This window comes from Glycomyces sp. NPDC050141 (assembly GCF_055586545.1).
The window spans coordinates 17,217-40,145 of record NZ_JBVJHZ010000012.1 but is presented as its reverse complement, the minus strand read 5'-3'; the positions used below and the strand labels follow the sequence as shown (position 1 = coordinate 40,145).

Annotated in this window: 26 protein-coding genes; 4 read left to right on the top strand and 22 right to left on the bottom strand. The window is 69.3% G+C overall.

Annotation, left to right across the window (positions count from 1 at the left end):
* Positions 1 to 110: 110 nt before the first annotated feature.
* The 12 genes from ACZ60M_RS09870 to ACZ60M_RS09815 all read right to left on the bottom strand — a co-directional run bounded on the left by ACZ60M_RS09870 (position 111) and on the right by ACZ60M_RS09815 (position 7,896).
* A complete protein-coding gene (locus ACZ60M_RS09870) occupies positions 111 to 1,073 on the bottom strand; it encodes a hypothetical protein (RefSeq protein ID WP_465416558.1) in 963 nt (320 codons plus the stop codon).
* Positions 1,070 to 1,576: a hypothetical protein gene (locus ACZ60M_RS09865; protein WP_465416556.1), complete on the bottom strand. Its 507-nt coding sequence runs from the start codon at positions 1,574 to 1,576 to the stop codon at positions 1,070 to 1,072. Before ACZ60M_RS09865 ends, ACZ60M_RS09870 begins: the two co-directional genes overlap by 4 nt.
* Entirely contained in the window at positions 1,577 to 2,053 is a 477-nt protein-coding gene (locus ACZ60M_RS09860) for a hypothetical protein (RefSeq protein WP_465416554.1), read from the bottom strand.
* A 1-nt stretch (position 2,054) separates the two neighbouring features.
* Positions 2,055 to 3,104, bottom strand: a complete 1,050-nt coding sequence (locus ACZ60M_RS09855) for a hypothetical protein (protein ID WP_465416553.1) — start codon at positions 3,102 to 3,104, stop codon at positions 2,055 to 2,057.
* A 90-nt stretch (positions 3,105 to 3,194) separates the two neighbouring features.
* On the bottom strand, positions 3,195 to 3,677 hold the full coding sequence (locus ACZ60M_RS09850) for a hypothetical protein (protein ID WP_465416551.1): 483 nt from the start codon (positions 3,675 to 3,677) through the stop codon (positions 3,195 to 3,197).
* Positions 3,678 to 3,731: 54 nt separating this feature from the next.
* On the bottom strand, positions 3,732 to 4,592 hold the full coding sequence (locus tag ACZ60M_RS09845; RefSeq protein ID WP_465416549.1) for a hypothetical protein: 861 nt from the start codon (positions 4,590 to 4,592) through the stop codon (positions 3,732 to 3,734).
* Between the two features lie 89 nt (positions 4,593 to 4,681).
* On the bottom strand, positions 4,682 to 5,287 hold the full coding sequence (locus ACZ60M_RS09840; RefSeq protein WP_465416547.1) for a hypothetical protein: 606 nt from the start codon (positions 5,285 to 5,287) through the stop codon (positions 4,682 to 4,684).
* A gap of 43 nt (positions 5,288 to 5,330) precedes the next feature.
* Positions 5,331 to 5,630 carry a hypothetical protein gene (locus ACZ60M_RS09835; RefSeq protein ID WP_465416546.1) on the bottom strand — a complete coding sequence of 100 codons (300 nt, stop codon included), beginning with the start codon at positions 5,628 to 5,630 and terminating at the stop codon, positions 5,331 to 5,333.
* 159 nt (positions 5,631 to 5,789) lie between these two features.
* Complete coding sequence (locus ACZ60M_RS09830) at positions 5,790 to 6,158, bottom strand: hypothetical protein (RefSeq protein ID WP_465416544.1); 369 nt, start codon at positions 6,156 to 6,158, stop codon at positions 5,790 to 5,792.
* Positions 6,091 to 6,876 (bottom strand): hypothetical protein, encoded by a 786-nt coding sequence (locus ACZ60M_RS09825; RefSeq protein ID WP_465416543.1) that lies wholly within the window; start codon positions 6,874 to 6,876, stop codon positions 6,091 to 6,093. The genes ACZ60M_RS09830 and ACZ60M_RS09825 overlap by 68 nt, the downstream gene beginning before the upstream one ends.
* A gap of 81 nt (positions 6,877 to 6,957) precedes the next feature.
* Positions 6,958 to 7,362: a hypothetical protein gene (locus ACZ60M_RS09820; RefSeq protein ID WP_465416541.1), complete on the bottom strand. Its 405-nt coding sequence runs from the start codon at positions 7,360 to 7,362 to the stop codon at positions 6,958 to 6,960.
* A gap of 126 nt (positions 7,363 to 7,488) precedes the next feature.
* Positions 7,489 to 7,896, bottom strand: a complete 408-nt coding sequence (locus tag ACZ60M_RS09815; protein WP_465416539.1) for a hypothetical protein — start codon at positions 7,894 to 7,896, stop codon at positions 7,489 to 7,491.
* 373 nt (positions 7,897 to 8,269) lie between these two features.
* Here ACZ60M_RS09815 and ACZ60M_RS09810 point away from each other — a divergent pair, with 373 nt between their 5' ends.
* The 3 genes from ACZ60M_RS09810 to ACZ60M_RS09800 are packed head-to-tail and all read left to right on the top strand — an operon-like array spanning position 8,270 to position 9,407.
* On the top strand, positions 8,270 to 8,716 hold the full coding sequence (locus ACZ60M_RS09810) for a hypothetical protein (RefSeq protein ID WP_465416537.1): 447 nt from the start codon (positions 8,270 to 8,272) through the stop codon (positions 8,714 to 8,716).
* Between the two features lie 11 nt (positions 8,717 to 8,727).
* Positions 8,728 to 9,114 carry a hypothetical protein gene (locus tag ACZ60M_RS09805; RefSeq protein WP_465416535.1) on the top strand — a complete coding sequence of 129 codons (387 nt, stop codon included), beginning with the start codon at positions 8,728 to 8,730 and terminating at the stop codon, positions 9,112 to 9,114.
* 56 nt (positions 9,115 to 9,170) lie between these two features.
* Complete coding sequence (locus ACZ60M_RS09800; protein WP_465416533.1) at positions 9,171 to 9,407, top strand: hypothetical protein; 237 nt, start codon at positions 9,171 to 9,173, stop codon at positions 9,405 to 9,407.
* Positions 9,408 to 9,695: 288 nt separating this feature from the next.
* Here ACZ60M_RS09800 and ACZ60M_RS09795 read toward each other — a convergent pair whose 3' ends face one another.
* Genes ACZ60M_RS09795 through ACZ60M_RS09765 form a run of 7 tightly spaced genes read right to left on the bottom strand, consistent with a single transcriptional unit; the run spans position 9,696 to position 18,461 of the window.
* Entirely contained in the window at positions 9,696 to 10,535 is an 840-nt protein-coding gene (locus ACZ60M_RS09795; RefSeq protein ID WP_465416532.1) for a replication-relaxation family protein, read from the bottom strand.
* A complete protein-coding gene (locus ACZ60M_RS09790; protein ID WP_465416530.1) occupies positions 10,532 to 12,868 on the bottom strand; it encodes a type IV secretory system conjugative DNA transfer family protein in 2,337 nt (778 codons plus the stop codon). The genes ACZ60M_RS09795 and ACZ60M_RS09790 overlap by 4 nt, the downstream gene beginning before the upstream one ends.
* Positions 12,865 to 13,911 (bottom strand): M23 family metallopeptidase, encoded by a 1,047-nt coding sequence (locus tag ACZ60M_RS09785; protein ID WP_465416528.1) that lies wholly within the window; start codon positions 13,909 to 13,911, stop codon positions 12,865 to 12,867. The genes ACZ60M_RS09790 and ACZ60M_RS09785 overlap by 4 nt, the downstream gene beginning before the upstream one ends.
* Positions 13,908 to 15,644 carry a VirB4 family type IV secretion system protein gene (locus ACZ60M_RS09780; RefSeq protein WP_465416526.1) on the bottom strand — a complete coding sequence of 579 codons (1,737 nt, stop codon included), beginning with the start codon at positions 15,642 to 15,644 and terminating at the stop codon, positions 13,908 to 13,910. The genes ACZ60M_RS09785 and ACZ60M_RS09780 overlap by 4 nt, the downstream gene beginning before the upstream one ends.
* Entirely contained in the window at positions 15,641 to 16,519 is an 879-nt protein-coding gene (locus ACZ60M_RS09775; RefSeq protein WP_465416524.1) for a PrgI family mobile element protein, read from the bottom strand. Before ACZ60M_RS09775 ends, ACZ60M_RS09780 begins: the two co-directional genes overlap by 4 nt.
* A complete protein-coding gene (locus tag ACZ60M_RS09770) occupies positions 16,519 to 18,162 on the bottom strand; it encodes a hypothetical protein (RefSeq protein WP_465416522.1) in 1,644 nt (547 codons plus the stop codon). Before ACZ60M_RS09770 ends, ACZ60M_RS09775 begins: the two co-directional genes overlap by 1 nt.
* A complete protein-coding gene (locus tag ACZ60M_RS09765; protein ID WP_465416521.1) occupies positions 18,162 to 18,461 on the bottom strand; it encodes a pilin in 300 nt (99 codons plus the stop codon). The genes ACZ60M_RS09770 and ACZ60M_RS09765 overlap by 1 nt, the downstream gene beginning before the upstream one ends.
* Before the next feature lie 555 nt (positions 18,462 to 19,016).
* Here ACZ60M_RS09765 and ACZ60M_RS09760 point away from each other — a divergent pair.
* Entirely contained in the window at positions 19,017 to 19,757 is a 741-nt protein-coding gene (locus ACZ60M_RS09760) for a transposase (RefSeq protein ID WP_465416519.1), read from the top strand.
* Between the two features lies 1 nt (position 19,758).
* Here ACZ60M_RS09760 and ACZ60M_RS09755 read toward each other — a convergent pair whose 3' ends face one another.
* The 3 genes from ACZ60M_RS09755 to ACZ60M_RS09745 form a co-directional block, all read right to left on the bottom strand.
* A complete protein-coding gene (locus ACZ60M_RS09755; RefSeq protein ID WP_465416517.1) occupies positions 19,759 to 19,911 on the bottom strand; it encodes a hypothetical protein in 153 nt (50 codons plus the stop codon).
* A gap of 483 nt (positions 19,912 to 20,394) precedes the next feature.
* A complete protein-coding gene (locus tag ACZ60M_RS09750; RefSeq protein ID WP_465416515.1) occupies positions 20,395 to 22,302 on the bottom strand; it encodes a bifunctional copper resistance protein CopD/cytochrome c oxidase assembly protein in 1,908 nt (635 codons plus the stop codon).
* Positions 22,299 to 22,847: a copper resistance CopC family protein gene (locus tag ACZ60M_RS09745; protein ID WP_465416513.1), complete on the bottom strand. Its 549-nt coding sequence runs from the start codon at positions 22,845 to 22,847 to the stop codon at positions 22,299 to 22,301. The genes ACZ60M_RS09750 and ACZ60M_RS09745 overlap by 4 nt, the downstream gene beginning before the upstream one ends.
* Positions 22,848 to 22,929 lie beyond the last annotated feature (82 nt).

Sequence of the window (22,929 nt, the reverse complement as noted above, 5' to 3'; positions counted from 1 at the left end):
GAACGCGAATGGGGCCCGAGGCGGCGTCGCCTCGGGCCATCGGTGAGAAGACCCTGAAGATGGGATCCAAGTTGGAGTCTCGTTGGTGGCGTTGGCGATGGCTCGAGGGTTCAGGCCGACGGGCTCGTCAGCGCTCTGGTGAGCGCGCGGAGCGCGTTTACGAACGGCCGATTGGCTGGTGCCAGTTCGTGCCAGGGGCAGGTCTCTTCGGCCGGCTCGGTCTCATCGAGCGGCCAAGCGACCAGGTGCAGCCGCGTGCCGACGACCGCGTTGGCGACGATCATGGGCGTGGGCCCGGTCCGGTCGATGTTGACCAGTCCGCTGCCCACGAAGCCGTTCGCGCTCTGCCGCTCTGGTGCCGTTGCGAGTTCAGCGGCCGTGCGTTCCATGGCCGAGTCGATATCACCCGTCGCCGCCAAGTGGCGGTCGAGGACATCAGTGGCCTGTTGCAGGGTCGTGGCGGAGAAGTCGCCCCCGTGCTGCCAGATACCGAAGGCGGCGTGGCCGTCTCCGGCGCCGTCGCCGCCCCGGATGGACCCGATCATGGCGGCGACTGCGGCGCGGCTGACCCGGTCCCGCTCACGGACTGCGGGGTCGAGCACCGCGTCGAGGCCGGCAACGACAGGGTCGCTGCTCAACAGCGCGGTGCCGTCAGGGATTCGAATGCAGGCCAGCGGGAGCTGGCCCTTGGCGGTGCACCAGTGGACGGTGCCGTCGACCCCGACGGCGACCAGGCGGACACACCGTTCGCCTCCGTCGCTGAAACGCATCGAGATTGCGACCCCCCAGAGGAAGTCGGTCTCCAGCAGGTCCTCACCCGATCGCATGCGTTGCCCGGCTCGGCGGAGTGCCTGCCCGAATGCGGCCCGACCGGTGTGGTGCTGGGCTGCGGTGCGGTACTCCTGCTCCACGGCTGCCCCGAGCGCATCGACTGGTGTGGCTTCAAGCGCATCGCCGTAGTGGTACAGCCCCATCATGGTGTCGCCGGGGGCTTGGATCAGGTCATTGAGGACGGCCGCGAGCGTGGCATCGAACGAGTTCTCGCCGTCGCCGTCGATGATCACGATGGTCATCGCACACCTCCCGTGCTCACCGATGCCAGGAGCCGGGCGGTTGCAGCTCCGGTGCGAGCCCACCACCACTGGTTCGGCCACCACCTCCCGGCTGCGGCGGGTTCGACGACGGCCGCGAGCGGGCTGGGAACGTCCATGCGCCACCCGAGCCGGTACTGGACGTCGGCATCTAGGGCCGCCACGGCGCGGTGGCTCCAGGATCCGGCGCCGCTCCAGGTCCACGGCACGCCGCGTTGCTGGACGACCGCGAGTCCGAGCAGGTCTTCGGACCAGGCTCCGTAGCAGTGGCCGGGCATCGTGTCCGCGACGCGTTCGATGGCCGTCGGCAGCGAGCACAAGCGGTGCTCGCTCCAGATCCGGTCGGCCAGTTTCGACACGGTGCCGATCTGGAAGCCATCAGGGCGTTGCCGGAGCGTCAGCACGCCGAGTCGATAGTGGAACCGAGCGGTGCCGGCGTGGTCCAGGAGCGCCGTGAGCAATTGCTGGTGCAGATCGCCTTTCATCTAGGACACCGCCTTCGGGGCGAGAGCCGACAAGAGGGCGGCGAGCCCAGTCGTCGTCCCGGTTCCGGCATCGGCCTGGGCTTGGATGCGCCAGGTCGGGGCTGCGGCGCCGGCGGTCCAGCGGACGGTGTGCACCTTGGTGTCGACGACCAGGGTCGCGAAGGCGATCAGGTTTGCGTCCGGTCCCGGCACCGTGGACAACAGCCCGGTGCCGATGAGGCCGGGCACGCTGGTCGGGCGTACGGCGGTGTACTCGGTGGCGATCACCTTGATCGACGCGGCGAAGTTGTACCCGGCACCCAGGCGGCCGGCGAGGCACGCGGTGGGACCGGCGAGCCAGTGCAAGGACAGGTCCTCCCGGTGTCGGAGGCCGATGATGCCGCTGTGCGGCAAGGGCATGCACTCGGCGAGCGCGTCCCGGAGCAGGCGGTTGACCGTGGAGTGCTGGAGGTCGTCGAGGTTGGCGGTCGTGTTCACGTCAGGCCCTCTCTTCCTGCTCGGCGCGACCGGCTGTGGCCCCGGGCAGGTGCGCCGGGATCAGCGGGGCTCCCGCGTGCAGGTCGGCCGCGGGGACGCCGTGGGCGAGGAGGTCGCACAGCCAGCCGATCAGCGGGCTGCCACCGATGTCGACGGCGTGCTCGAGAACGGCGGTGGCGTAGGCGAGGTCGCCGGTGCGCCAGGCGGCGAGGGCGACCAGCGCGGTCGTGGTGCCGTAGGCGTCGCCGGTGGCCGCTGCTGCCAGGTGCTGCCAGAGGTCGGCTCGGGCCGCGGTGGTGGTGTCAGCAGTCCAGATCGCGTCGATCGCGGCCGCGAGCAGGGCTGAATCCTCTTCGAGCGCCATACCGAGTGCGACGGTGTGCCGCAGGTCCGGGAGGTCCGGTTCGGTCAGGGCCCGCTGGAGGGCGGCGGCGTTGTCAGCGGCTTGCACGGCAGCGTCGATGCCGTTGCGCGCCTGCTGGATTGAATCGCGGGCGCGTTCGGTGGCGGCGAACATCTCTGGGTCGGGTTGGCGTCGCAAGGTCTGGAGCGTGCGGCTCTGCTCGCGTCCGGCCCGACAGGCCAGCAGCCACATCCGTGCGGCCACCGGGTCGAGTTCGGGGACCGGCTGGAAGGCGAGTTCGGTGAGCGCCGGTGCCTGGTTCCGGTCGACCGCCGCCCAGCGGCGCCCGTAGTCGGTGACCGCGACAGTGGGGCTTCCGTAGCCGTACCAGGCGTGGTCGGCTGCGGTGGCCAAGTGCGCGAGCGGTCCGGCGAGTGCTATCGGATCCTGGGTGAAGGCCATCAGCCATACGCTGCGGCACCGGGTTTGGGTGAAGGTGTGGAAGAAGCGGTCGGCGGCCGCATCGTCTCGCAGGTCGTCCAGGGGCCAGGTGATGATGGCACCGGTCGCGGTGCCGGTGGTGCCGATGCCGACCAGTTCCTCGCTGGGGGTGCGGCCGACCCAGAGGGGGGTCATGGCGGCGACCACTGCGGGGTCGAGCAGTTCGATGTCGCCGCATCCGGCGTGTACGTACGATTGCAGGAACACTGCGTTTCCTTTCGCTGGGATTTCCGTGGTGGAGGTGCGGGCCAAGGGAGGTCCAATTCGCTTGGCCCGCACCGTCTTCGACGTATGCAGTTATTCGGTGCCGGTCGGGTTCGTCGCCATCGAAGCGACGCTCTTCGGCGGTGTCGAGTGCGCCGCTTCGGGTGTGCAGGTGCAGCCGTTGTGGAACTCGAGGCGGACATGACGGTCAGTGGCAAGGCCGATCGCGTCAGGATCGAGCCAGCACCAGGTCGCGCCGTTCGGGGCGCAACCGATGAGGTCGGCCGGACCGATCCCGGGCGCGGGCTGATTGGCCCGGACGGTGCCCGAGGCGAGCACGATGCTCAGGAATCCGGCGTCCTTCGCGTGGATATCGACCTCGCCGAGGTGCTCGGGCAGGTCTCCGATGGCGATGGCGGCGACGAGCACGCCGGTGCGGCCGACCGGGATGCGCGGCAGAATGAGCCGGCGCTCGGTCTGTGCGTCGTGCAGGGCGACCATGCCGGGCGAGCCGGCGTGGCCGTCGGCTTCGGGCCAGCGCAGGACGCCGTCGCCGAAGTGACAGATGGTGGACATGGGTATTTCCCTTTCTGGTGGTTGGGTAGCGCTGAGGCCGTTTGAACCGGGCGTTCAGGCGGTGGCGCTGTCGTCGGCTTCGGCGCGTTCTTCGCGGTAGACGGCGCGGCCGTCGGCGGCGATCTGGTCGAAGTCGAGCTGTCGGGCATCGGTCCAGTGGCCGAGGTTGCAGTAGAAGTCACGCAGGACTTCGGCGCAGGTCTCGGTGTCGGCATGCGCGAGCGGTCCGCTCTGGCCGGTGCGTGCGGCGAACGCGTCGAGGGTGTCCTCGACCAGGAGCGCCCGCTGCTCGTTGGCTTCGGCGGGGTCGTCGCTGATGCGGCCCTCGCGCCCGCCGAGCCGGAGCCGACAGGCGCTGCACGGCTCGTGCCAGTGCTTGGGTTGCTGCCGTCGTTGGCCGCAGTAGGGACAGGCGACCTCGATCTCCTCGCGGCGGTTCCAGGTCTCCCGCTCCTCGACTTCGATCTCGCGGCCATGCAGTCGCACCGCGTCGCTGATGATCTCGTCGACGTACGCGCCAGCGCCTTCACTGCAGTGGAGGAGGTCGGTCAGCGCTCGGACGATGCGGTCGCGTTCGGCGTCGCGAGGCGCGGCCGGTTGTTTGTCGGCGCTGAGCGACAGGAGCCGGGCGGCAAGCCCGGCCCGTGCGGCGTTGCGTTCGCCGAAGGTGCGGGACTCGTCGGCGCTCGCGCGGTCGAAGTCGCGCAGCGCGGTGCGGTGGGCGCGGAGATCCTGGCTGGCTTCGAGCTGGGATTCGAGGTCTGCAATGCGTGATCGCAGCGCCGCGGTCTCGCGCTCGAGGTGGCCCTCCCACGCGCAGGTTTCGCAGTCGTCGTAGCCGGGAAGGGGTGCCTCGCCGCTGGTGCACTCGGTGTTGGCGCAGGCGCGTTCTGGCGGTTGGTCGTTGTCGTTCATGTTCTCTCCGTTCGGTTGTGAACGTGGATTGGTCGGAAGCGGCGGCATCGGCGCTTCCTCGGTGTGCCGGAGCTGGCGGCTCCTGCGGGTCAGGTCGCTCGCGGCGCGGCGCCTGTGCTGGAGGCGAGGAAGAGGCCGGCGCAGTGCTGAGCGAGGACGGCTAGGGCCGCAGGCGAATGGTGGTCTGGGGCGGTGAGAATCAGCTGCTGGTCCTCGGCACCGATCTCGAGGCACTCCCTGGTCTCGCACTGGAGGGAGAAACCGCAGGACTGCAGCCCTCGTTGGAGCGTGCGCATCCATGTCCGCGCGGGATCGGGCCGCTTGGCTTGCCGCCGGTCCCTGTCGGGCACGGTCGGGCGGGTCTGGCTGCGGTCGAAGACCGGGAAGGATCCGCGTTCGCGGCGGGGCTCGCTGAAGATGTAGACCCGACTGGCGTTCTTGACCGGGACGCGGCCCAGGCGGGCCCATCCCTCCCTGGTGCCGAGTTCGGTGATAGCGAACCCGGGGAGTCGGTTCTGGAGCTGCTGCTCTTGGAGTTGCAGGACGCATTGGCTGCGCAGTGTCCATCGGGCGATGCTCGCGTCGCGCAGCGCCATTTCGGTGGCAAGGGCGCCGGCTTCGGGCAGCGCGAGGACGCGGTCGGCGGCTTCGAGCAGGTCTTGGTGTCGGGTTCGAGTCTGGTTGCGGCGGTTCAAGGGTGACTCCTTTCAATTGCGCGGAATGGGGAATTGCTTTCGGTCAGCGCTGCTCATCGGTTCGCCGGTCCGGTTCGAATTCGGTTGCGGCCGTGCCGATGAGTTCGAGCAAGGTGGTCGAGATCGCCACCAGGTCGCCTTCGTCCACGGCGGCTCCGAGCAGAACGACCTGGTAGGTCTGGGCGAGATGCTCGGGCGGTTCGTTACCGTGTTGAGCGCGACGAGCATCGTTGAGCTGTCTTGCGAGGCTGTTGATGACGCGGCGTGCGCCGTCGAGGTCTCGCGCGACTGGTGCGGTGATCGGCCACGGGTGTCGTTGCGCGCGGCGCCTGTCGGCCTCCACGAGAAGTCCGCGAGCAGCGAACCCGGCGACGGTCCCGAGCAGGGCCCCCAGTAGGAGCCCGAATATCGATGGGTCAAGAGGCATGCGTTGGCCTGCTTTCGAGTCGGTGGAACGAAATGCAGGGGACGCGCCGAAGCGCGGCCCCTGCATGGATTGCTCTCAGCCGACGCCGTCGAAGACGAGGCGCGCTTCGAGCAGGAGGTCGATGAGGACGTTCCGGGCGCGGTGGCGGTCCGCCAGCGCCTGGTGCGCGTCGGTGCCGAGGAACCGGCCGTGAAAGGGATGGAGGTAGCCGTGGACGGCGAGCATGGCCTCGGCGTCTTCGAGGTGGATCTGGTACTCGTCGTTGACGGCGCCGAAGCGCTCCACGCTGGCACGGCAGACGCCGATCGATTTGGCCGCAGCAAGGTCGGCCTCGCGCAGACGCGCAGCGGCCTCGGTGAGCTGGCCGATGCGGTCGTCATCGAGGGCCGCGAGGCGGTCCAGGAGCGGGGTCCAGTCGGTCCCGCAGAAGTTCACCGCCAGCATTCCCGCGTGCTGCCACGCTCGCCGATCGGTGCTGTTGTCTGTTTTGGTGTTCATAGTCGCTTTCCTTTCGATGAAGCGGATGCGGCAAACGGCGCACCTCCTGGTGCGCCGTTGAAAGTCGTTGAGCTGAATCGGGATTCAGCGCGCGCCGGGCCCGGCGTGGGCCCGGTTCCGGGCAGGCCGTATTGGCATCGGGGAGCATGGGCGGCCAACCGGTGGCTGCGGCGCGGTAGCGCTCCAGGGGCTCGAGAACGGCCTGCTGGTCCCACCACAGCGGGTCGCCGATGTTGAAGCGGAGCCGCGTTTCGCAGCCGCCGTCTTGGCGCTCGTAGGTGAAGGCGGTGCCATGGGCCGCCGCGATCTGGATGCGCATCGCGTGGTGCCCGGTGACTGCCCTCGATCGGGTGACCAGTCCGATTCCGGCCAGGTACCTGGGTTCGCCCATGACGATGTCGCTCATGCGCGCGCAGAAGTCGCTGGCGGCCTTGTGCCAGTCGGTGGGCAGGGCCTGCTGCTCGGGGTCGGTACCGGCTTGGCCGAGGTGGTCTTGGAGGGCGGCGGTGGCCGCAGGGAGGAGGGAGGTAGCGATTTGGCCGGCTCCGTCTTCCCAGCAGGCGATGATCCAGGGAACAGGGGTCCTGGTGTCGTCAGCAGCCAAACGGTCCTGCGCCGGTCCGGCCCAGATACGCAGTGTTGCGCACAGGTTGTCGGTGATCATGTCGGATTCCTCTTTTCTAGGCTCGTGCTGCGGGCATGAGAAAAGGGGCGCAGCCATTGGCTGCGCCCCTCGTGGGCTTAGTCAGTCGGCGGGGTACTCGGGCTGGTCGAAGACCTCCTCGTTGACCGGGTCGGTATCGCCGACGGTCAAGCGGTACCGTTCGCCGTCCTCGCCCTGCCCCTCGAAGCTGCCGGAGAAGCGGCGGAAGCGGCGGTTGTCCTCGTCGGTGAACAGCGAGGCGAACCACGCGAAGTCCCGCAAGACCCCGTACATCACCGAGGGCTTGCACCCGAATTCGCCGGGCTCGACTGCGACGACCAGGCGGCGGTCACCTGAGAGCACCGGGACGATGACCGGGGCAAGGATCCTATGAGGGTTCGGTGCAACGTCTCCGAAGTCTTCGCGACCCTGCAAGCCCAGCCAGGTAGCCGTGTTCATGGGCGGGTCGAGCTCGATCCGGCCCCGATAGGTGGCTTCGTATCCCATGGTCGTTTCCTTTCGTTCCTGCCTGTACTTCTGGCCCCACTGCGGGGCACGGAAAAGGGGCGGTGCCGTTTGGCACCGCCCCGCGCTGGTGATGACGGCAGCGGGCATAGGGTCCGCAGCCGGGTGCTACTTGCCGGAGGCCGGCTCGAGCGTCGGCGACTGCTTCGGCGAGTGCCGGGGCCTGCGGCCGTTGCCGGTGAAGGTCCGCTTCAGCCACCGCCAGGCGCGCAGCGGCTGCGGCCAGGAGCGCCGGTCGTGCGGGCGGAGCCGGCAGCCGCGGCACTGGCATTCGAGAGCGTGGAGAGCGAACAGGGTGAACGCCTGCTCTCGGTCACAGGGGTCGATCGTCAGCTGCTTGTGCTGATCGAGGACGACGATCGCGACGACGCCGAGGCGCGCGATGCTGAGGCTCTTGATGGTGGCGGTGATGCGGTAGGGGGAGCGGATCTTCCAGTGCGAGCGCACCCCGGCCGGGAGGGTGAACACGGGGCGCACTTTGCACCGGTCGCCTTCCTTCCAATCGCGGTAGGGCATGTCGAACTCCTTGTTCGTCGAGTCGTGCGCGAAGGCACGACGAAGGCCCGCGCGCCGTGTGGCGTGCGGGTTCGGGAACGTGCTGTGTGGGCAGTGCCGGTGCGGCGCTGCGGTTGTGGGTTGAGTCCGGTGGCGGTGGTCCTCGGGGACCGTCGGTTCCGACCAGGTGACTGGTGGGAGGTCCGGCGGCGATTCCGGGGAGGCAGGCGCTACCTGCGGCTCAGGAGTGTGCGGTTGTGAAGAAGTAATGCTCTATATAGGCAGGGTGCGCGGCGTTTTCCGCGCTGGGTGCGCGAGGGTGCGCGCACCCGAGGTCTTCACACGACGGAGTGAATCTCCTGTTCAGGAGAGCGGACGAGCCTAGACTGCGGGGATGGACACCGCACCGTATTCCCGCGGCTACTGGCCGGTCCTCTCCTACGTCCTGGAACCGGCGCCCGTCATCCGTCTGGCCCGCGGCGCACGATTCGCTGCATGGGCGGCCATCGTCATCGGCCTGCTCGGATTGGCGCAGAGCTGGAATGCAGGGACACGGGCAGCTTGGGTAATCGCCGGCGGGTTCGTCATCGCAGCCGCCGCCCTCGGGTACCTGATGCTGACCGCGGCCGGCGGCCTCACTGGCCGCGTCGACATGCTCTCCATCGCCGTCCTGATGGCGGCAACGCTGATGCTCGCCCTGGTCGTAGTGCCGCTTGGATCGGCCGAGGCTGAAACGACCGGCTCGTCGGCATGGTTCGCACTGTGGCTCGGATGCCTTTGCTGTCGATTGACCAAATCGTCTACCACTGGTGGGTGTGGCGGCGCGGCCGCGGCGCGCTAGGGCAGACCATCATGACAGAGGAGTACACGGGGGCGTTGAAGAGCGGTTGGGTCACCGATCCGGAGACCGGCAACCAGCTCAAGGCAATGACCGAAACGGTTCGCGACCCAAGGGCGTTCGCGCCCATGACGATCCTGGAACGCTTCGACAGCACCGAAAAGCTGTACATCGCCTATCAGTGCGGGCACTTCGGGATGTGGGATGACGGGTTCGCTGTGCGCCGCTATTACGTCCTCGGTGAGGAACCGTCCTTTGCGACGTTCGCCCCAGCGGATGGCCGCGAGCAGAGCGTCCGGCCGTTGGCAGTCGCCGAGGCACTCGTGCTGGCAGACAAGATCCGGCGATGTGAAGCCACAGCGGGCGCCTCCGCCGCTACGGCCAGCACGAGTACGCACTAACGCTCAGCCATCCATCTGCGACGGCGGGCCGAGCATCTCCGTGCCCGGATGAGGCTGTGAATCGCACGATGTCGTCGCGGCGGGAACCAGCGCCTGGCCCTGCCGAGCATCTCGCTGCACGGGCGATGTTCGCTCGTATTTATCTGCGTCGAGCGCTCGGGTTCGGGGCTGGTGGCGCCTTTCTGGTCCTCGGTGCGGTGTTCCTGCTGGTTTCGTGGTTCACGAACGGCACAGGCTGGCTGCTGCTGCTGCCTGCGGTGGCTGGGGTGGGCTTCGCGCTCTGGCATCGGTAGCGGACGGCGCCACCGACACGCCCCGGGTACCGAAGCGAGGGAAAGGGAGTGGGAGAGCAAACCGAGCAGGGCTGGGGTATCGGATTACGGGACTGCGAATCCGAATTCGGGGACGGGGCCCTGCGGGTATATGACTATATATTCACCCTGATGGATCGGCCGGAATTGCGGGCGTGACGTGCGCGAACGCAGGGTGCGCGGGGGCAAGTGGGTGGACGGGTCCTTGGCTGTGCTGTTGGCGCCCTTGATGTGGACCCCTGCATCTGGACCAGGTCTTGGTGGCCTGGTTCAACGTGCCAGCGACGCCAGGCTCGTCGACGCACCGCCCAGCACGCGCCATAGGTCGTCGGCCAGGAGCCCGTTGTCGCCGCCGGAGAGGTCACCGGTCTGGGGGATGCCTCGGGTGACGGTGGCGGCGACCGTCAAGTCGCTGGAGGCGGGGCGCGCTCGTTCAAGCGCCGCTAGGCGGGCCGCGTGGGGCAGTCCGAAGAGGAGGACGCGGTCGCCGAGAGCGCCCGCCAGGCGGCCGGTCTGGTAGCGGGCGATCTTGGCGACGAGGGCGCTGACCGGTTCGGTATCGCGGTCGAGCTCGAGCCAGAATCGCAGGGCGCGGCCGTCGTCCCAGGCGATGGTTCCTGCCGCGTCGGGGCGGGCGCCGATGATTTCGGCGCTGGCCTCGGCCTCGTTGAGCCATTCGGTCACCCGGACGCCGCCGAGGGCGCGGGCGTCGAGGTGGAGGTGGGCGATGAAGCCGTTGACGGCTTCCTTGTGCGGGCGGTGCGCGGAGTGGAAAAGGCGCTGGGCGGCCCAGGCGGCCTCGGCGCGGCTGGGCGGCACCGTTCCGGTGCGCAGGGCATGGATCGCGGCGCCGGCCCAGGCGAGTGTGTAGCGGTAGGCGCCGGAACCGGGGACTTTTGAGCGGGTGAGCAGGCCCAGATCGGTGAGGGTCTGTATGCGCAGGGCGGCGCGACGGCGGTTGGTGAAGAAGATCGCCGCGATGGTGGCGGCGGTGGCGATGCGGTGGCGGGCCAGGAAGTCGAGGAGCGCGTAGTCCCTGGGGGTAAGTCGGGCGGCGAGTCCGGTCAAGGCTTCGGCGTCGGTGCGGCTGCGGCGGCGGCTGGTGTTCATGCGCTCTCCCAGGTAAAGGCGCGGTGCCGGGCGGCACCGGCGCGGATCGTGTCGGCCTGCCCGATCGGTGCGGACGGCGGCAGGGTCTGGAGCGTGAAGGCCGGCAGGGGCGCGCCGGCGGCAATGGTGCGGCAGGCGGCGGTGTAGGCACCGAGATGGACCAGGTCGTGGTCGTCCAGGTGCGGGAGGGTGTGCGCGGCAAGGAGTTTCGCGTCTTTGGGCGAGGTCGAGAAGATGATCTTGGTGCGGGCGTTCGCATCCAGGGTCTCGGCAAGCTCGCGCGGGAGCTGCCCGAGGTGCTGGTGGGCGAACACGAACGACAGCTTCAGTTTCCTGGCTTCGGCGAACATGTCAGAGAGGATCTGGGGGAACTGGAGCCAGTTGTGGCCCTCGTCCGCGTATAGGACGCAGTCTTTGCGGGCCTCCATCGATTGCGACTGGCGGGGCAGGACGGCCTGCCAGACTTGCGCGGCGATGTTGGAGCCGAGGAACTTCGCGGCGTCGTTGCCCAATTCGCCCTTGGGAAGCCGGGCCAGGATGATCCCGCCATTGTCCAGAGCCCGGGGCAGGTCGATGCAGTACTGCTCGAGCGGGTCCCCGATGGTGTCGCGGATGAACCGCCGCGACAGGAGCGTGCGCAGGCGCGAGAGCACCGGCCCCGACGCCTGGGTCTGGACGCCGATGGGCAAGGCGTCGAACCACTTCCAGAACCCGCGCAGGACCTCGTCGTCCCTGATGTTCGTCACCAGGGGTGCGCGTTCTTCCTTGTCGCCGAGGATGATCGGCAGCGCCGAGAGCCCGGCGAGGTCGCGCTGCTGGAGTTGGGCCTGGGTGCGCAGGGCCTGCTTGGCGATGTCGTCGGCGCGGGGGCCCCAGTGGTCGGGCCAGAGCATGCGCCAGATGCCGACGAGGTAGTCGATGGCGATCTCGGCGTCGGGGGCGCGCACGACCGGCGGCAGACCCGGCGGCGGGGCATCGGAGGCCGGGTCGATGAGGACCACCCTCCCGGCCACAGTCTGCGGGTCGAGGCGGTCGAGGACGTCGCGCACGAGGTCGCCGTGCGGATCCAGGACCACCACGGCGCGCTTGTCGCGGATGTCCTGCAAGATCATGTTCACCATCAAGGTGCTCTTGCCCGAGCCGGTCGCGCCGATCAGGTGCGCGTGGTAGCGCCCGTCCGCAGCGGCGAGGCCGACCTTGCGGCCGGAGACCGCCGCGATCCCCAGGGTTTTCGTGCCCCGGCCCCCCGAGGTCACTTCGGGCGCGGGTGCGATCGGTCGGGCCCCGGCGCGGGCGAGCGCGGGCATGACGGCATCGGCCGGCATGTGCGCGACGGCGGCGATCTCGGCGGCCGAGACCAGCACGCCGGACCCACCGGACCACCCGTTCACCGCCGCGGCGATGTGGCGGTGCTTCTTGCGCCGCCATGCGCCGCCGAGCACGGCGGCCGTCCCGGCGGCGAGATCCCGGGCCGCGGCGACCGCGGCTGGCTTTCCGGCAGTGGTGGCGGCGGCGTAGCGAACCTGCATCGTCCACAGCGCGCCTGAGGCGAGGCGGTCGGCGACCTGCTTGCGGCGCTGGGTGACCCATCCCGGTTCGCTCAGTGCCTTCCCGGTCTTGGGGTGGTGTCCGGTGCCGGGGGTCATCAGGTCGAGGACCTCCCCCAGGAGGGAGCCTCCGGCTTTCGGTCCGGCGGCGGTCTTGGCCGCCCGTCGCACCTGGGCCCTGTCGGCCGGGCGGGCGACGACCTGCACGATGCGGACGTCATCGGCCCGATTGGAGGTGCCGGCGGCGACCAGGCCGCGCAGCACCTCACCGGCCTCGATCCCTGCTACGAGCGGCAGAGCGCCCACGCTCTGCTTCGCCGGCCGGAAGGTGCCGCCCTCGATGTGGACTCGGTCCCCGGTCGGCAGGGGCGGCTCAGCATCGACGACGGTGCAGACCGCGCCGGGCCAGGCCGCGTCGACCGCGTGCACCACCTGGCTCGTCGCCACGGTGCCGGGCACCCAGATCCGCACCGTCAGCCGGGCCCCGGTGAACCAGTACTCGAAGATCAGGTGCGGCTGGCCCGACCACCAGCGCCGCCACCGACCGTGCTCGATGGCGGTCAGGTGGTTCCACGCCAGCACCGCCGACTTCGGTTCGACTTCGGGCGGGGCCTCGATGACCACGTACCGGGCGCCTTCCCGCCACGCCGCGGCAGTATTGCGGCGCGCACCGGCGCGCAGGATCCCCGCCGACAGCGCCACTGCTGCAGCCATGACCGCGATCGAGAGCAGCAGTGCCGACGAGATCCCCAGCCCGGCAAAGGCATCGGTCAGTCGCTCGGTCATAGCGTCACGCCCTTCGCCTCGAAGAAGACGGTCGGCGAGAGGGCCGTATCGAAGTTCGGGCTGTGGGACCGGTGCACCTCGAGGTGCAGGTGGGGGCCGCTGGAGCGTCCGGAGGAGCCGACGTAGCCGAGGAGGTCGCCGGGCTCGACTGTGTCGCCGACGCTCACCTCGGGACGCTGCCCCATGTGGCAGTAGCGGGTCAGGATCGATTCGGCGTGGGCGATCTCGACATACCAGCCGCAGCCCATCATGTCCGGGCTGCCGTCGACATCGCATGAGTACTGCCGCCCGGCCGGCGTGCGGGCGTTGCACACCACGGTGACGACCTCGCCGGCGCTGGCGGCGAGAATCGGCTCACCGCGCGGGGCGCCGAGGTCGACACCGTTGTGGGTCGGGCGCTCGGCGCTGCGCCATGCTGAAACGACCCCGTACCCGGCGACGGGGTGGATCCACTCGCAGGCGCTGGCCGCCTCGACGGCGGCTCGTGCGCCGGCTTCGTCGTCGGCGTACGCATCCGGGAACGCGGAAACCTGGACTTCTTGGGCGGCAACGGTGACCGGCAGGTCTTCCCAGCCGTCGATGCGCTCCAGCGCGTCGAAGAACAACCCGGCCGAACCGGCAGGGTCCATGAGCACTTCGACAGGGCCCCAATGGGGCCGCTGTTGATAGATGCCTACGGAGTCGTGGTCGAAGCCTTCGCCGTCGTGCGGGAAGTCGTAGCTTGCCGGGACAGCGGGGTTGGCGAGGACTCTGATTCCCGACTCCTGCATCGCGGTGGCGAGCGCGACGACGGCGGCCTGTTCGGGCAGGTCGCGTGCGGCGGCGGTCTGCACGATCGTGACCGCATGCTCCGCCTGAGTCGTCCCGTAGCCGTCCCCGAGCGCGCCGGCGACGGCCTCGAGGTCCGCTTCGCTCGCGGCGCAGAAGCCGCCGCCTGCGCCGATCGCGAGGTGACGGTCGTGCTGTGCTGTGCCGAGAACGAGGAGCCCGCACCCGGCGGCGACGGCCGCGAGGAGGACGCCGATGAGCAACAGCCGCTTCATGACCGGCTCCCCGCTGACAGGCCCGTCAGGGCGAGGCGATGTTCTTCGGGGCTGGCGATCACCCGGAACGCGACGTGCGCGCCGCCGCCGAGGAGCAGGCCTTCGCCGAGCCGAGCCGAGCCGATGAGCGCGGTCTCCGCAGCGGTGAGTTTGAAGGCGTCGGCGATGGCATCAATCGCTTGCGCTGCTTGGCGCATGATGATCTGCGTGGCGGCATTGTGGATGACCGTGCGGCCCAGTTCGGACCCGGTCATGTCCTCGGCGTCCTGTGTGATCAACGCCAAGCCCGCGTTGCGCTTTCGTGCGCTCTTCGCCAAGCGCGAGAGCCAGGCCGCGCCCTGCTCGCTCTTGAGGGTCAGCCACCCTTCATCGACGACGACCAGCGTCCGGGGACCGCCCGGGCGCAGACCGCGCCAGATGTCATCGAGCGCCAGCAGATTGACCACCGGGGCGAGCTCCGCTGGCACCGCTGCCAGATCCCACACCTCCAGCGGCGAACGCACTCCTGCCGGTGCGACAGCGATGTCGCTGGTGTCGAAGACCGTGCCGGGTCCGACCCACGGGTCGAGACGGGCGGCGAGATCGGCCCCGGCCGGGTCGGTGGCGAGGACGGCAGCGACATCGGCCATTGACGGGGCTTGTCGGGCCCACGTGGCCCGGTCCTCGCCGATCCCTGCCGCCTCGTAACAGGCCGCGACCGAGCGCTGGAGCACTGCGGCTTCGGCGCCGCTGAGCTTCTCGCCCAGCAGCGTCTCCACCACGGTGCCGACGAACAGGCGGCGGCGGGCGAACTCGTCGGCCTCACCATCGGCCGGCATCGCCAGGGGGTCCAGGCGCGCACCAGAGCTGCCGGGCCGATGGACGGTGCCGCCGACGTGCGCGGCAAGGTCCAGGTATTCGGATTCGGGGTCAACCACGACCACCCGGACGCCCTGGTAGAGCTCCCGCAGGATCGAGACCTTCGTCAGGTAGCTCTTGCCCGCCCCGCTTCGGGCGATGAGCACGCTGTTGTGGTTGTCCATCGACGCCCACCGGTCCCACAGCACCGGCGTCCCCGAAAACAGGTTCACTCCATACAGGACAGCCGTGTCGGCGACAGGGCCGTCCAGGTCCGGTGAGGCGAACGGGAAGCTCGCGGCTGCGGCCGCGGTGTCGACGGTCCGGCGGGCGCCGACCGGGTCGGTCCCGAACGGCACGCCCGCGACCGCTCCGGGCAGCTGCCGGGCCGTGGCCGGGCGGACGTCGATCATGGCCGCGGCAGCGCGGGAGCGGATCCTCGCGCACACCAGGTCGAGCTCGGCCGGCGACTCGGCGAAGGCGGTGAGGTAGACCGCTTGGCGGTGCAGTTGCGCATGCCCGCGCGCCACTTGCGCGGCCAGGTCGGCGGCGTCGGCGGCCGCAGCCTCCACCGCCGGGTCGTCCAGTCGCCCGCGCACGGACTGGTAGCGCCGCTGCGACTCCAGCCGCGCTCGGCGCCGCTGCAGTTGCATGGCCGCGACCGGGGCCGGGACCCCGTCGAGATGGACGGCGACGTTCACGCGTGCGCCGGGCACGGTCAGCTGCGCGGCCCACCCCCACGACAGGGTCGCCGGGTAGCCGCACACCAGCAGGACCGCACCCCACGAATCCCCCGAACGGAACCGGCGCATCTCGAAAACCGCAGTGTCGGGCCACAGGTCGGCTTCCAGACTGGGACGGGTCCCGCGGCCGAGGCGGTTGCGGAAGGCGCTCATCGTGACCAGCTCCCGAATGCCGCGTTCGCGGTGCCGAAGGGGTCGAGGCCGAACCGGATCCGCTCGGCCAACGTGGCGCGGTCCAGTCGCTGGCAGGTCGCGCCGATCTGGGCGCAGAACGCCTCGACCTGGCCTGCCGCCCGGGAGGCGGCTTCGGCGTCGGGCCCGGAGACGACCACGGTGATCTCGCGGGCGAGCAGTTCGCGGCCGGCGGTCAGACTCGCGAGCCAGGCCCGGTGTGCCGCGGCGGCGGCGCGGAGCGGGCCCTCACCCAGGTCCTGCGCACGCGCGTCGAGGCCGGTGAGGTAGCCGGTGAGGTCGACCGGGCGCTGGGCGACGCACACCTGGAGGTGACCCTCGATGGCGTGCAGCAGCCGGCCGAACGCCTCGCACAACGTGGCCTGCTCGGCACTCGAGCGCAGGTCGAACGTCACCGTCCCGCACGCCAGCGCGACAGCGCACCCGGCGGGGCCGAGGTCGAGGACGCCGTCGGGTGCGACGCCTTCGACCGGTGGCGGTACCGGTCGCACCCGGCTCAGGCGCCCTCGGCCGGTGGCCTTGCCGGCGGCCCGGAGGGCGGTCTCGTCGGGCGATGCGGCCGCGAGCGGGGCCCGCGGGGCGCGCACGGCGGCCCACACGAGGCGGTCGAGGGTGGTGCCGTCGCGGCGGGCGAGGGCGAGCGCGAGGGCAGCGGCGGCGATCGGCGCCGAGGCCAGCAGCAGCCAGATCGGGTGGACCTGGCCGGCCAGGGACTGCCACAGCATCCACAGCGCCACCGCTGCCGGGGCGACGACCGCGACCTGGCGGGCGGTCAAGTTGAACAAGATCCGGTCGGGCAGATCGAGATCGGCCGGAACGTAGACTCCGCGGTCCATCACTTGCCTCCTTCGGGTTTCGGTGCGGGCTGCGGCGGCGGGAACGTGTGGACCTCGCGCGCCGGAGGCACCTCATGGACGGTTGCGCCCTTGCCGTTACGGGCGGCCATTGCAGCCATCGCCGCCGTCGCCTTCCGGCGCAGTTCGGCCTGGTCCTTGGCCGCCTGCTGGCGCCGTTCGGCTTGCTCCTGGCGCGCTTGGGCCTGCTGCTTGTTCGCTGCGGCTATGGCGTCGGCCTCGCGTTCGCGGTTGGCGTCGGTGGCCTCGGTACGCCGCTGCGCCAAAGGCACCACCTGGTCCTCGCGCACCCGGACCGTCGAGGGCTCCTCGGGCGGACGGATCCGCAGCAACGTCCCGTCGGGAATCGACTCGATCGGCACCTCCGCAGGCGCGGCATCGGCCAGCGGCGAGGTCGCCTCCGGGCCCTTGCGCGGGTCTACCGGGACCGGCCCATGCCCGCCTTCGGGGTAGGTCACCGGCCGGACGCGGACAGGCTGGCCTCCCTCGGCGTGAACGGGTGCGGCGTCCTGCAGCGGTGACGGCGACCTGTCTGCGGCGCCGGCCTCCGCCGCGTGCCGGGCATTGGCCCCGGCACGGAAACCGGCCCACTCGTTGAAGCCCTCGGGCTCAGGAGGCAGATCAGGGAATCGGTCCGGCGCCGTGTTGCCGTCCTGCCCGCGCTTGTGCCACGGCGCCTGCATTTTGCGGCCCCACACGGTGTCGGGGACCGAGATATCGCGTTTGCGGCCGTGCCCGGCAGTGGCGGCTTTCGACATGACGAAGGCGGCGAGCATGCGCGAACCCGGGATCGAAATGGGTCGGCCTCGCGCGATCTTGAAGCACTCGATATGCAGCCGCCACATCATCCAAACCAGGACGATCGCGTAGACCCCGTCCATCGGGACAATGTCGTTGATCATCCCGAAATAGAGCGATCCGGTCATCTGCAGGTAGATCCAGATCAGGATCGACTGGCCGATCGACGACGCCAGGCAGGCGCCGAGCATCCGCCACCAATAGACGGCGAACCGCTCCGTCACCGGCAGGCCATGGCAGGCCAAAGCGGCAGGTGCGAGGGCGACGACAAAGAACCAGGCGATGTTCCGCAGGATCGTGGTGACCAGGAGGATCGCGACCGCAACAATGCACACGAGTTTGTACACCGTCGCCAGCAGATAATCGGCAGCCGTCATCTCCACTTCCGACCATCCGAGCATGCCGAATTCGTCCTCGAAAGCCTGGGTCTCGGCGTTCGCCTCGGGCACCCAACCGGCCGGGGTATCGAGGAACGCGCTGACGATGCCCCAATTGAGCTTGAATGCCTCGTAGCAGATCGTCACGGCGAGACCGGAGAGCAGGAAACCGACGATGAGCCGTGGCGCGATCTCCCGGATCGAATAACGAGTTTGCAGCGATTCCTGCGACATGATGATGAAGCCGCCGACGACGATCACCAAGCCATAGGAAGCGGCGACGACGACCTGGAATTGCGGGACGAACGGGATCGCGGCGTAATAGATCTCGTCGGACAGGGCGACCCAATCCCACTCTCCGAGCAGCGCGAGAATCCACGACAGGATGTCGGCCACCGATCGATAGATCAGCTCGCACAGTTCGGTGAACATGTCGGAGAGGAAGTCCATTACTCCGCCCCCAGAATGCCCTTGAGGATTTCCACCAGCGGGATGGCGAGAATGACGATCGCGAAGCCGATCGCCGCGCCTCTCAGGAGCGTTTTCGCTTTCTCGGTTTCACCCGGGTCATTGGCGAGCAGGTATCGCAGACCTGCGAGCGTGAGCATGACCGCGACCACCGTCCCGGCAATGCCGACAATCCACAGCCTGAGATTGTCGAGCACCCGGACGATGTCCTCGGTGTCCGCCAAAACCGCGCCCGGCGTCGACAGGACAAGCACTCCGGCGCCCACACCGACCGCCGCCAACGGCGGCAGCCATCGGGCCAGACGAGCCCTCGATGTTCGGTGAGCCGTTCCCACGTCCCGCACCCCCCAGGCGCGATCGAGTCGTGAGGTCGGCCCGGGGATTGGCCGGGCCGACCGGGCCCGCCGGCGGGGGTCGGTGCTCGGTGAGACACCACCTCCTCAGGTCAGGTGCGAACAGGAAGCCTGGACCGCACCCGCCTGGCGGGACCCGAGCCAGCCATCTGTCCGACCGACTCACCTAGGTACGGCAGGGTGCGCGGGCATTTCCGCGGAGGTGCGCGCACCTGCCACGCACCCGACCAGGCGAAACAGCGCGACCAGTCGGAAAGCACCAGCCGGAGGGTGCGCGCACCCCCAGGACGGTGGAATGACGGGTCAGCGCGGCGGGCGCGGGGTTCGCGGAGAGGGTGCACAGGCCCGGGTCAGGGTGCGCAGCGGGAGGTGCGCGCACTCCAGGCGTCGGGTGCGCGAGGCACTGGACGCACCCTCGGGTGCGCGCGCTACCTGGGAGAACACCGAGGCAACCAGCCTCGAACAAGCAACCAGGAGCAAATCATGCGCACAGACATGACACCGCTTGAAGTCGTCGCCGACGCGTTCGCCGCACTCGCCAACGACCAGGACAACGTCAGCACCTCGAACCTGCAGGTCTTCCCCGATCGCAAGATGGACCTACTCGAGATCGCGGCCTTCCTGAGCGACCGCGACACCACGCTCGAGGCCAAAGATGTCCTGTGGGCCGAGTTGGTCAGGCGAGCCCGGAACGAACCCGCGCCGTGGACGTTCATCTGCGCGGCCCTGGCCCTGCCGGGCCTGCGGAACGCAGTCCGGAAGGCGGCCTGGTTCGCACCCAGCTACGCCGAGCGCGCCGACATCGAGTCAGCAGCCATCGAAGGGTTCACCACCGCGCTGCCCGACGTCGACCTCGTCGCACCGCGCATCGTCAGGCGTCTGTGCAACAGCGCCCACACCGAGGCCCGTCGATACGCCAAGGAGCTGGGCCGCTATCAGAAAGGGATGACCTCAGTCGTCTACGAATCCCGTCCGCCCCGCAAGCCCGACGGCCACGTCGACTTCGTCCTCGCCCGGGCCGTCCGCGACGGCGCCATCGACAAGAACGACGAGAGAATGATCCAAGACACCTTCCTCGACGGCCAGAGCGTCAACGACTACGCCGAAGCCCACGGACTCAGCCCAGACCAGGTGACTCGCTGGCGTCGACGCGTAAGAGAAAGCATCGCAGAATGGTTCCAAGACATGCCTGACCGGACTTCAATCCGACTTCCTGAAAATTGATCTACAACGGGTTCAGTGCACGGCGCATGCTTCTGCGGGAATCCGCCTGGAGTTCGGCAAGCGCATCGCTGATGTTCTCCATATCGGCGTCGTCGGCTGACGCCAGGGCAAATGCGAGGCTGCGCCGCACTAGAGCGGAGTCGTCCTTGGACAAGCGGTTGATATTGACTGCGTCCAAGAGGCTAGAACGACTAAGAAGCACTGCGGCAGCTGCGCGGATTTATTCGCGCCCGTCGACTGCGAGATACGAAACGAGCCGCTCGTCAAGCGTTCCGGCGCGAAGATCTACCAGAGCTTGACCGATGTCGTTCAAAACTGCAGGTTCGTTCTCGGTTTCTCGACCTCACTCCGGTTCCAGCTTCTCAGAACTCCAGCTGCGGCTTTCTCCCGGTTGTCGGGTGCGCGCACCCTCGCTCACTCGGCGCGGAAAACAGCACGCACCCTGCCTATATAAGGAATGTCGGGATCAATCTATCCATGAACTGGTGAGACACTCAGAGCGCGACCCTCAGGAGGAAAGCGGGACTGCGACGCTTACGGTCACGACACCAGTGCCCCGCAGGCTCACCGACAACTCATCTGCGATTGGCGGACGTCTGCTGGCAGCGCCAGCTATAGCAGCCGCCTCTGTGAATTGTCATAGCAGTTTGGTGTTGTCACGCGCGCGACCATTTCGCTTGGACCACAGGGTCGCCGCTGCGCCGAGGACGCTGAGTCCGCCGAGGGACCAGACCAGGATGCCGCCGATTCGGTGGTCTGCGGCGAGGTCGGGTCCCCAGGTACGACCGAGGTCTTCGAACCAGTCTGGGGCGAGTCGGGCGTCGCCGAGTACGAGCCATGCACCGAAGGCGGCGTAGCCGATCGCGAGCAGGGCCAGGATGGTCGATCGGACTGCCGGTGCGGTCAATGTCGGGTCGAGCACGGTTCGGAAGAAGACGAATCCGGCGGTGAGGAACAGAGCGGTGGCGGCCAGGTGGAAGCCGTGGGACCGCAACTGCGATTCCAGGAGCGCCGGGGTGTACATGCCGAACAGCACCAGCGCATAGAGCGCCGTCGCGGCACTCGGCTGTCGCAGTACCCGGGCCGGGGCGCTTGAGGCCCACACGTCGAGCCATTCGCGCGCACTGCGCATCCCCGGCGTCGAGCTTGGGCGAAGCACCTTGCGGGCCAGGCGGATCGGGTCGCCGATCACGAGGCACAGGGGCGCCAAGGCGGCGAGGGCGAGGTGCTGGGCGACGTGTCCGGAGAACAGCACCGGTCCGTAGAGAGCGAGGGATGAGGAGGTGGCCGCGAGGACCAGAGCGCATCCGGCCAGCATGGCGGCGGTCCGCCCGACCGGCCAGGCTTCGCCTTCGCGGCGGAGGCCGCGGACGGCGGCGAGGTAGAGTCCGGCGGCGGTCAGTGCGAGAGCCGCCCACCAGGGATCGATGTACCACCGGCCGAGCGCGGTGCCGAGTGTGAGCGGCGGGGGCATGTTGAAGCCGAGCAGTGACTTGGCGAAGGAGTCGGAAGGCATGTCACCTGGTGCGGGCGGCGTGCGGGTGAGGGCGGCTGAAATGCCGACGACGGCGGCGAACAGCACGGTCTCGACGATGGCGAGGCGGACGAATGGGCTCCGCCTCCCGGCTGCGAGTGCGGGGATGGTGCTTCGGCGGTGGGCCCAGCCGATGCCGACCAGGACCGCGAGTCCGGCGGCCTTGACGAGCATGATCCGCCCGTAGGTGTCGGTGAAGAGTTGGACCGGCGAGGTGAGGCGGGTGAGGGTGTTGAACAGTCCGGAGATGGCGACGAGCATGAAACCGATCAGGGCGAGGCGGCTGTAGCGGGAGACGGCGATCGCCAGTGTTTCCGCAGATAGCTTGCGGGCCAGGAGGATCGCGAGGAGACCACCGGCCCACAAGGCGGCGCCGCCCACGTGGAGGATCTGTGCGTTGACCGCCTGCTGGTGGTTGCCGGCCGAGGAGTTGTGGCCGACCAGCAGGAGCGGGAGGATCGCGCTGAACGCCAGGGAGAGGGCGATCGCCGCGCCGGATGTGGTGATGGCCGAGCGGGCGACGGCCGCGCAGACGGCGGCGATGACGGCGACGGCGAGCCAGGCGCGGCCGATGTCGACGGTGGTGGCGAAGCTGACGATGGCCGACAGGCGCATCTGCTGGCCGACGTCCGTGGCGAAGGCGTCCGCGAGGGTGACCGGGAGGGCGATCAGTGCGGCGAGGCTCCACAGTGCGGCGGTGACCGAGGCGGCGCGCAGCCACCGGTAGCCGTGAGGCGAGACGAGGCGGCCGCTGTCGTCGGCCCGGCCGAGGGTGAGGAAGGCCGCGGCCAGCAGCAGGCCCACGGTCGCTACGGCGAGGACGTCGACCGCGACGCGGAGGAGGCCGACGGCCCACACCGCGGTCTGGTCGCGGGTGGGGATGCCGGCCACGGGGGCGACGTCAGCGGCACCACTCAACTGCAGCACGAGCGCTCCGGCCCCCGCTGCGACGGCGAGCGCGGCGACGGCCAGAGGCCAGCGGCGCCGCGACGCGATCGGCGAGGGGCTCATCGCCGCCTCGGCAGGAACAGAGCGAGGGCGCCGACCAGGGCGATGCCGCCGATGACCAGTGCGGTCGGGACCCATGCAGCGCCGTCCTCTTCGCCGGTCTCGGCCTGCGTGGCCGGGGGTTCTGCTTCGTCGAGGGCCGGTGTGGGCCCGTCCGGTTCGGCGGGGAGTTCCACGGTGAAGGTGATCTCGTCCTCGACCGGGTGGCCGTCGTCGGACATGACCCGGTAGCCGATCGTGTGTTCGCCGGAGACGGTGAACCGGGCTTCGGCGGATACGGTGCCGCCGAAGGCGGCGGGTTCGCCGATCTCGACCGTCTGCCCGTCCGGTCCGAGGACGGCGATTTTGGTGAAGCGCTCGTCGATGGTCTCGGAGAATTCGAGGGTGATCGTCGGCTCCGAATCGGTGACCGTCGCTCCCGTTTCGGGCATGGATCCGACGAATTGGTTGTGCGCGCTGGCTGGTGCCGCGATGGCGAGTGCGGCCAGCGGTGCTGCCGCTGCGGCCAGTGCAGCCCGAGCTAGGGGGCCCGTTCGGAGAACAAACACGACCCCAAACTACTATCGTCGATAGTATTCACTGGGAATGGGTCGCACACCCGTGACGGTCGCCGCCCGCCCCGCCCGGACA

Coding starts and splice junctions, on each gene's coding strand:
- ACZ60M_RS09870 (WP_465416558.1), bottom strand. CDS start 1,073: ATGACCATCGTGATCATCGACGGCGACGGCGAGAACTCGTTCGATGCC.
- ACZ60M_RS09865 (WP_465416556.1), bottom strand. CDS start 1,576: ATGAAAGGCGATCTGCACCAGCAATTGCTCACGGCGCTCCTGGACCAC.
- ACZ60M_RS09850 (WP_465416551.1), bottom strand. CDS start 3,677: ATGTCCACCATCTGTCACTTCGGCGACGGCGTCCTGCGCTGGCCCGAA.
- ACZ60M_RS09845 (WP_465416549.1), bottom strand. CDS start 4,592: ATGAACGACAACGACCAACCGCCAGAACGCGCCTGCGCCAACACCGAG.
- ACZ60M_RS09830 (WP_465416544.1), bottom strand. CDS start 6,158: ATGCTGGCGGTGAACTTCTGCGGGACCGACTGGACCCCGCTCCTGGAC.
- ACZ60M_RS09825 (WP_465416543.1), bottom strand. CDS start 6,876: ATGATCACCGACAACCTGTGCGCAACACTGCGTATCTGGGCCGGACCG.
- ACZ60M_RS09820 (WP_465416541.1), bottom strand. CDS start 7,362: ATGGGATACGAAGCCACCTATCGGGGCCGGATCGAGCTCGACCCGCCC.
- ACZ60M_RS09815 (WP_465416539.1), bottom strand. CDS start 7,896: ATGCCCTACCGCGATTGGAAGGAAGGCGACCGGTGCAAAGTGCGCCCC.
- ACZ60M_RS09810 (WP_465416537.1), top strand. CDS start 8,270: ATGGACACCGCACCGTATTCCCGCGGCTACTGGCCGGTCCTCTCCTAC.
- ACZ60M_RS09805 (WP_465416535.1), top strand. CDS start 8,728: ATGACAGAGGAGTACACGGGGGCGTTGAAGAGCGGTTGGGTCACCGAT.
- ACZ60M_RS09795 (WP_465416532.1), bottom strand. CDS start 10,535: ATGAACACCAGCCGCCGCCGCAGCCGCACCGACGCCGAAGCCTTGACC.
- ACZ60M_RS09790 (WP_465416530.1), bottom strand. CDS start 12,868: ATGACCGAGCGACTGACCGATGCCTTTGCCGGGCTGGGGATCTCGTCG.
- ACZ60M_RS09785 (WP_465416528.1), bottom strand. CDS start 13,911: ATGAAGCGGCTGTTGCTCATCGGCGTCCTCCTCGCGGCCGTCGCCGCC.
- ACZ60M_RS09780 (WP_465416526.1), bottom strand. CDS start 15,644: ATGAGCGCCTTCCGCAACCGCCTCGGCCGCGGGACCCGTCCCAGTCTG.
- ACZ60M_RS09775 (WP_465416524.1), bottom strand. CDS start 16,519: ATGGACCGCGGAGTCTACGTTCCGGCCGATCTCGATCTGCCCGACCGG.
- ACZ60M_RS09770 (WP_465416522.1), bottom strand. CDS start 18,162: ATGGACTTCCTCTCCGACATGTTCACCGAACTGTGCGAGCTGATCTAT.
- ACZ60M_RS09760 (WP_465416519.1), top strand. CDS start 19,017: ATGCGCACAGACATGACACCGCTTGAAGTCGTCGCCGACGCGTTCGCC.
- ACZ60M_RS09750 (WP_465416515.1), bottom strand. CDS start 22,302: ATGAGCCCCTCGCCGATCGCGTCGCGGCGCCGCTGGCCTCTGGCCGTC.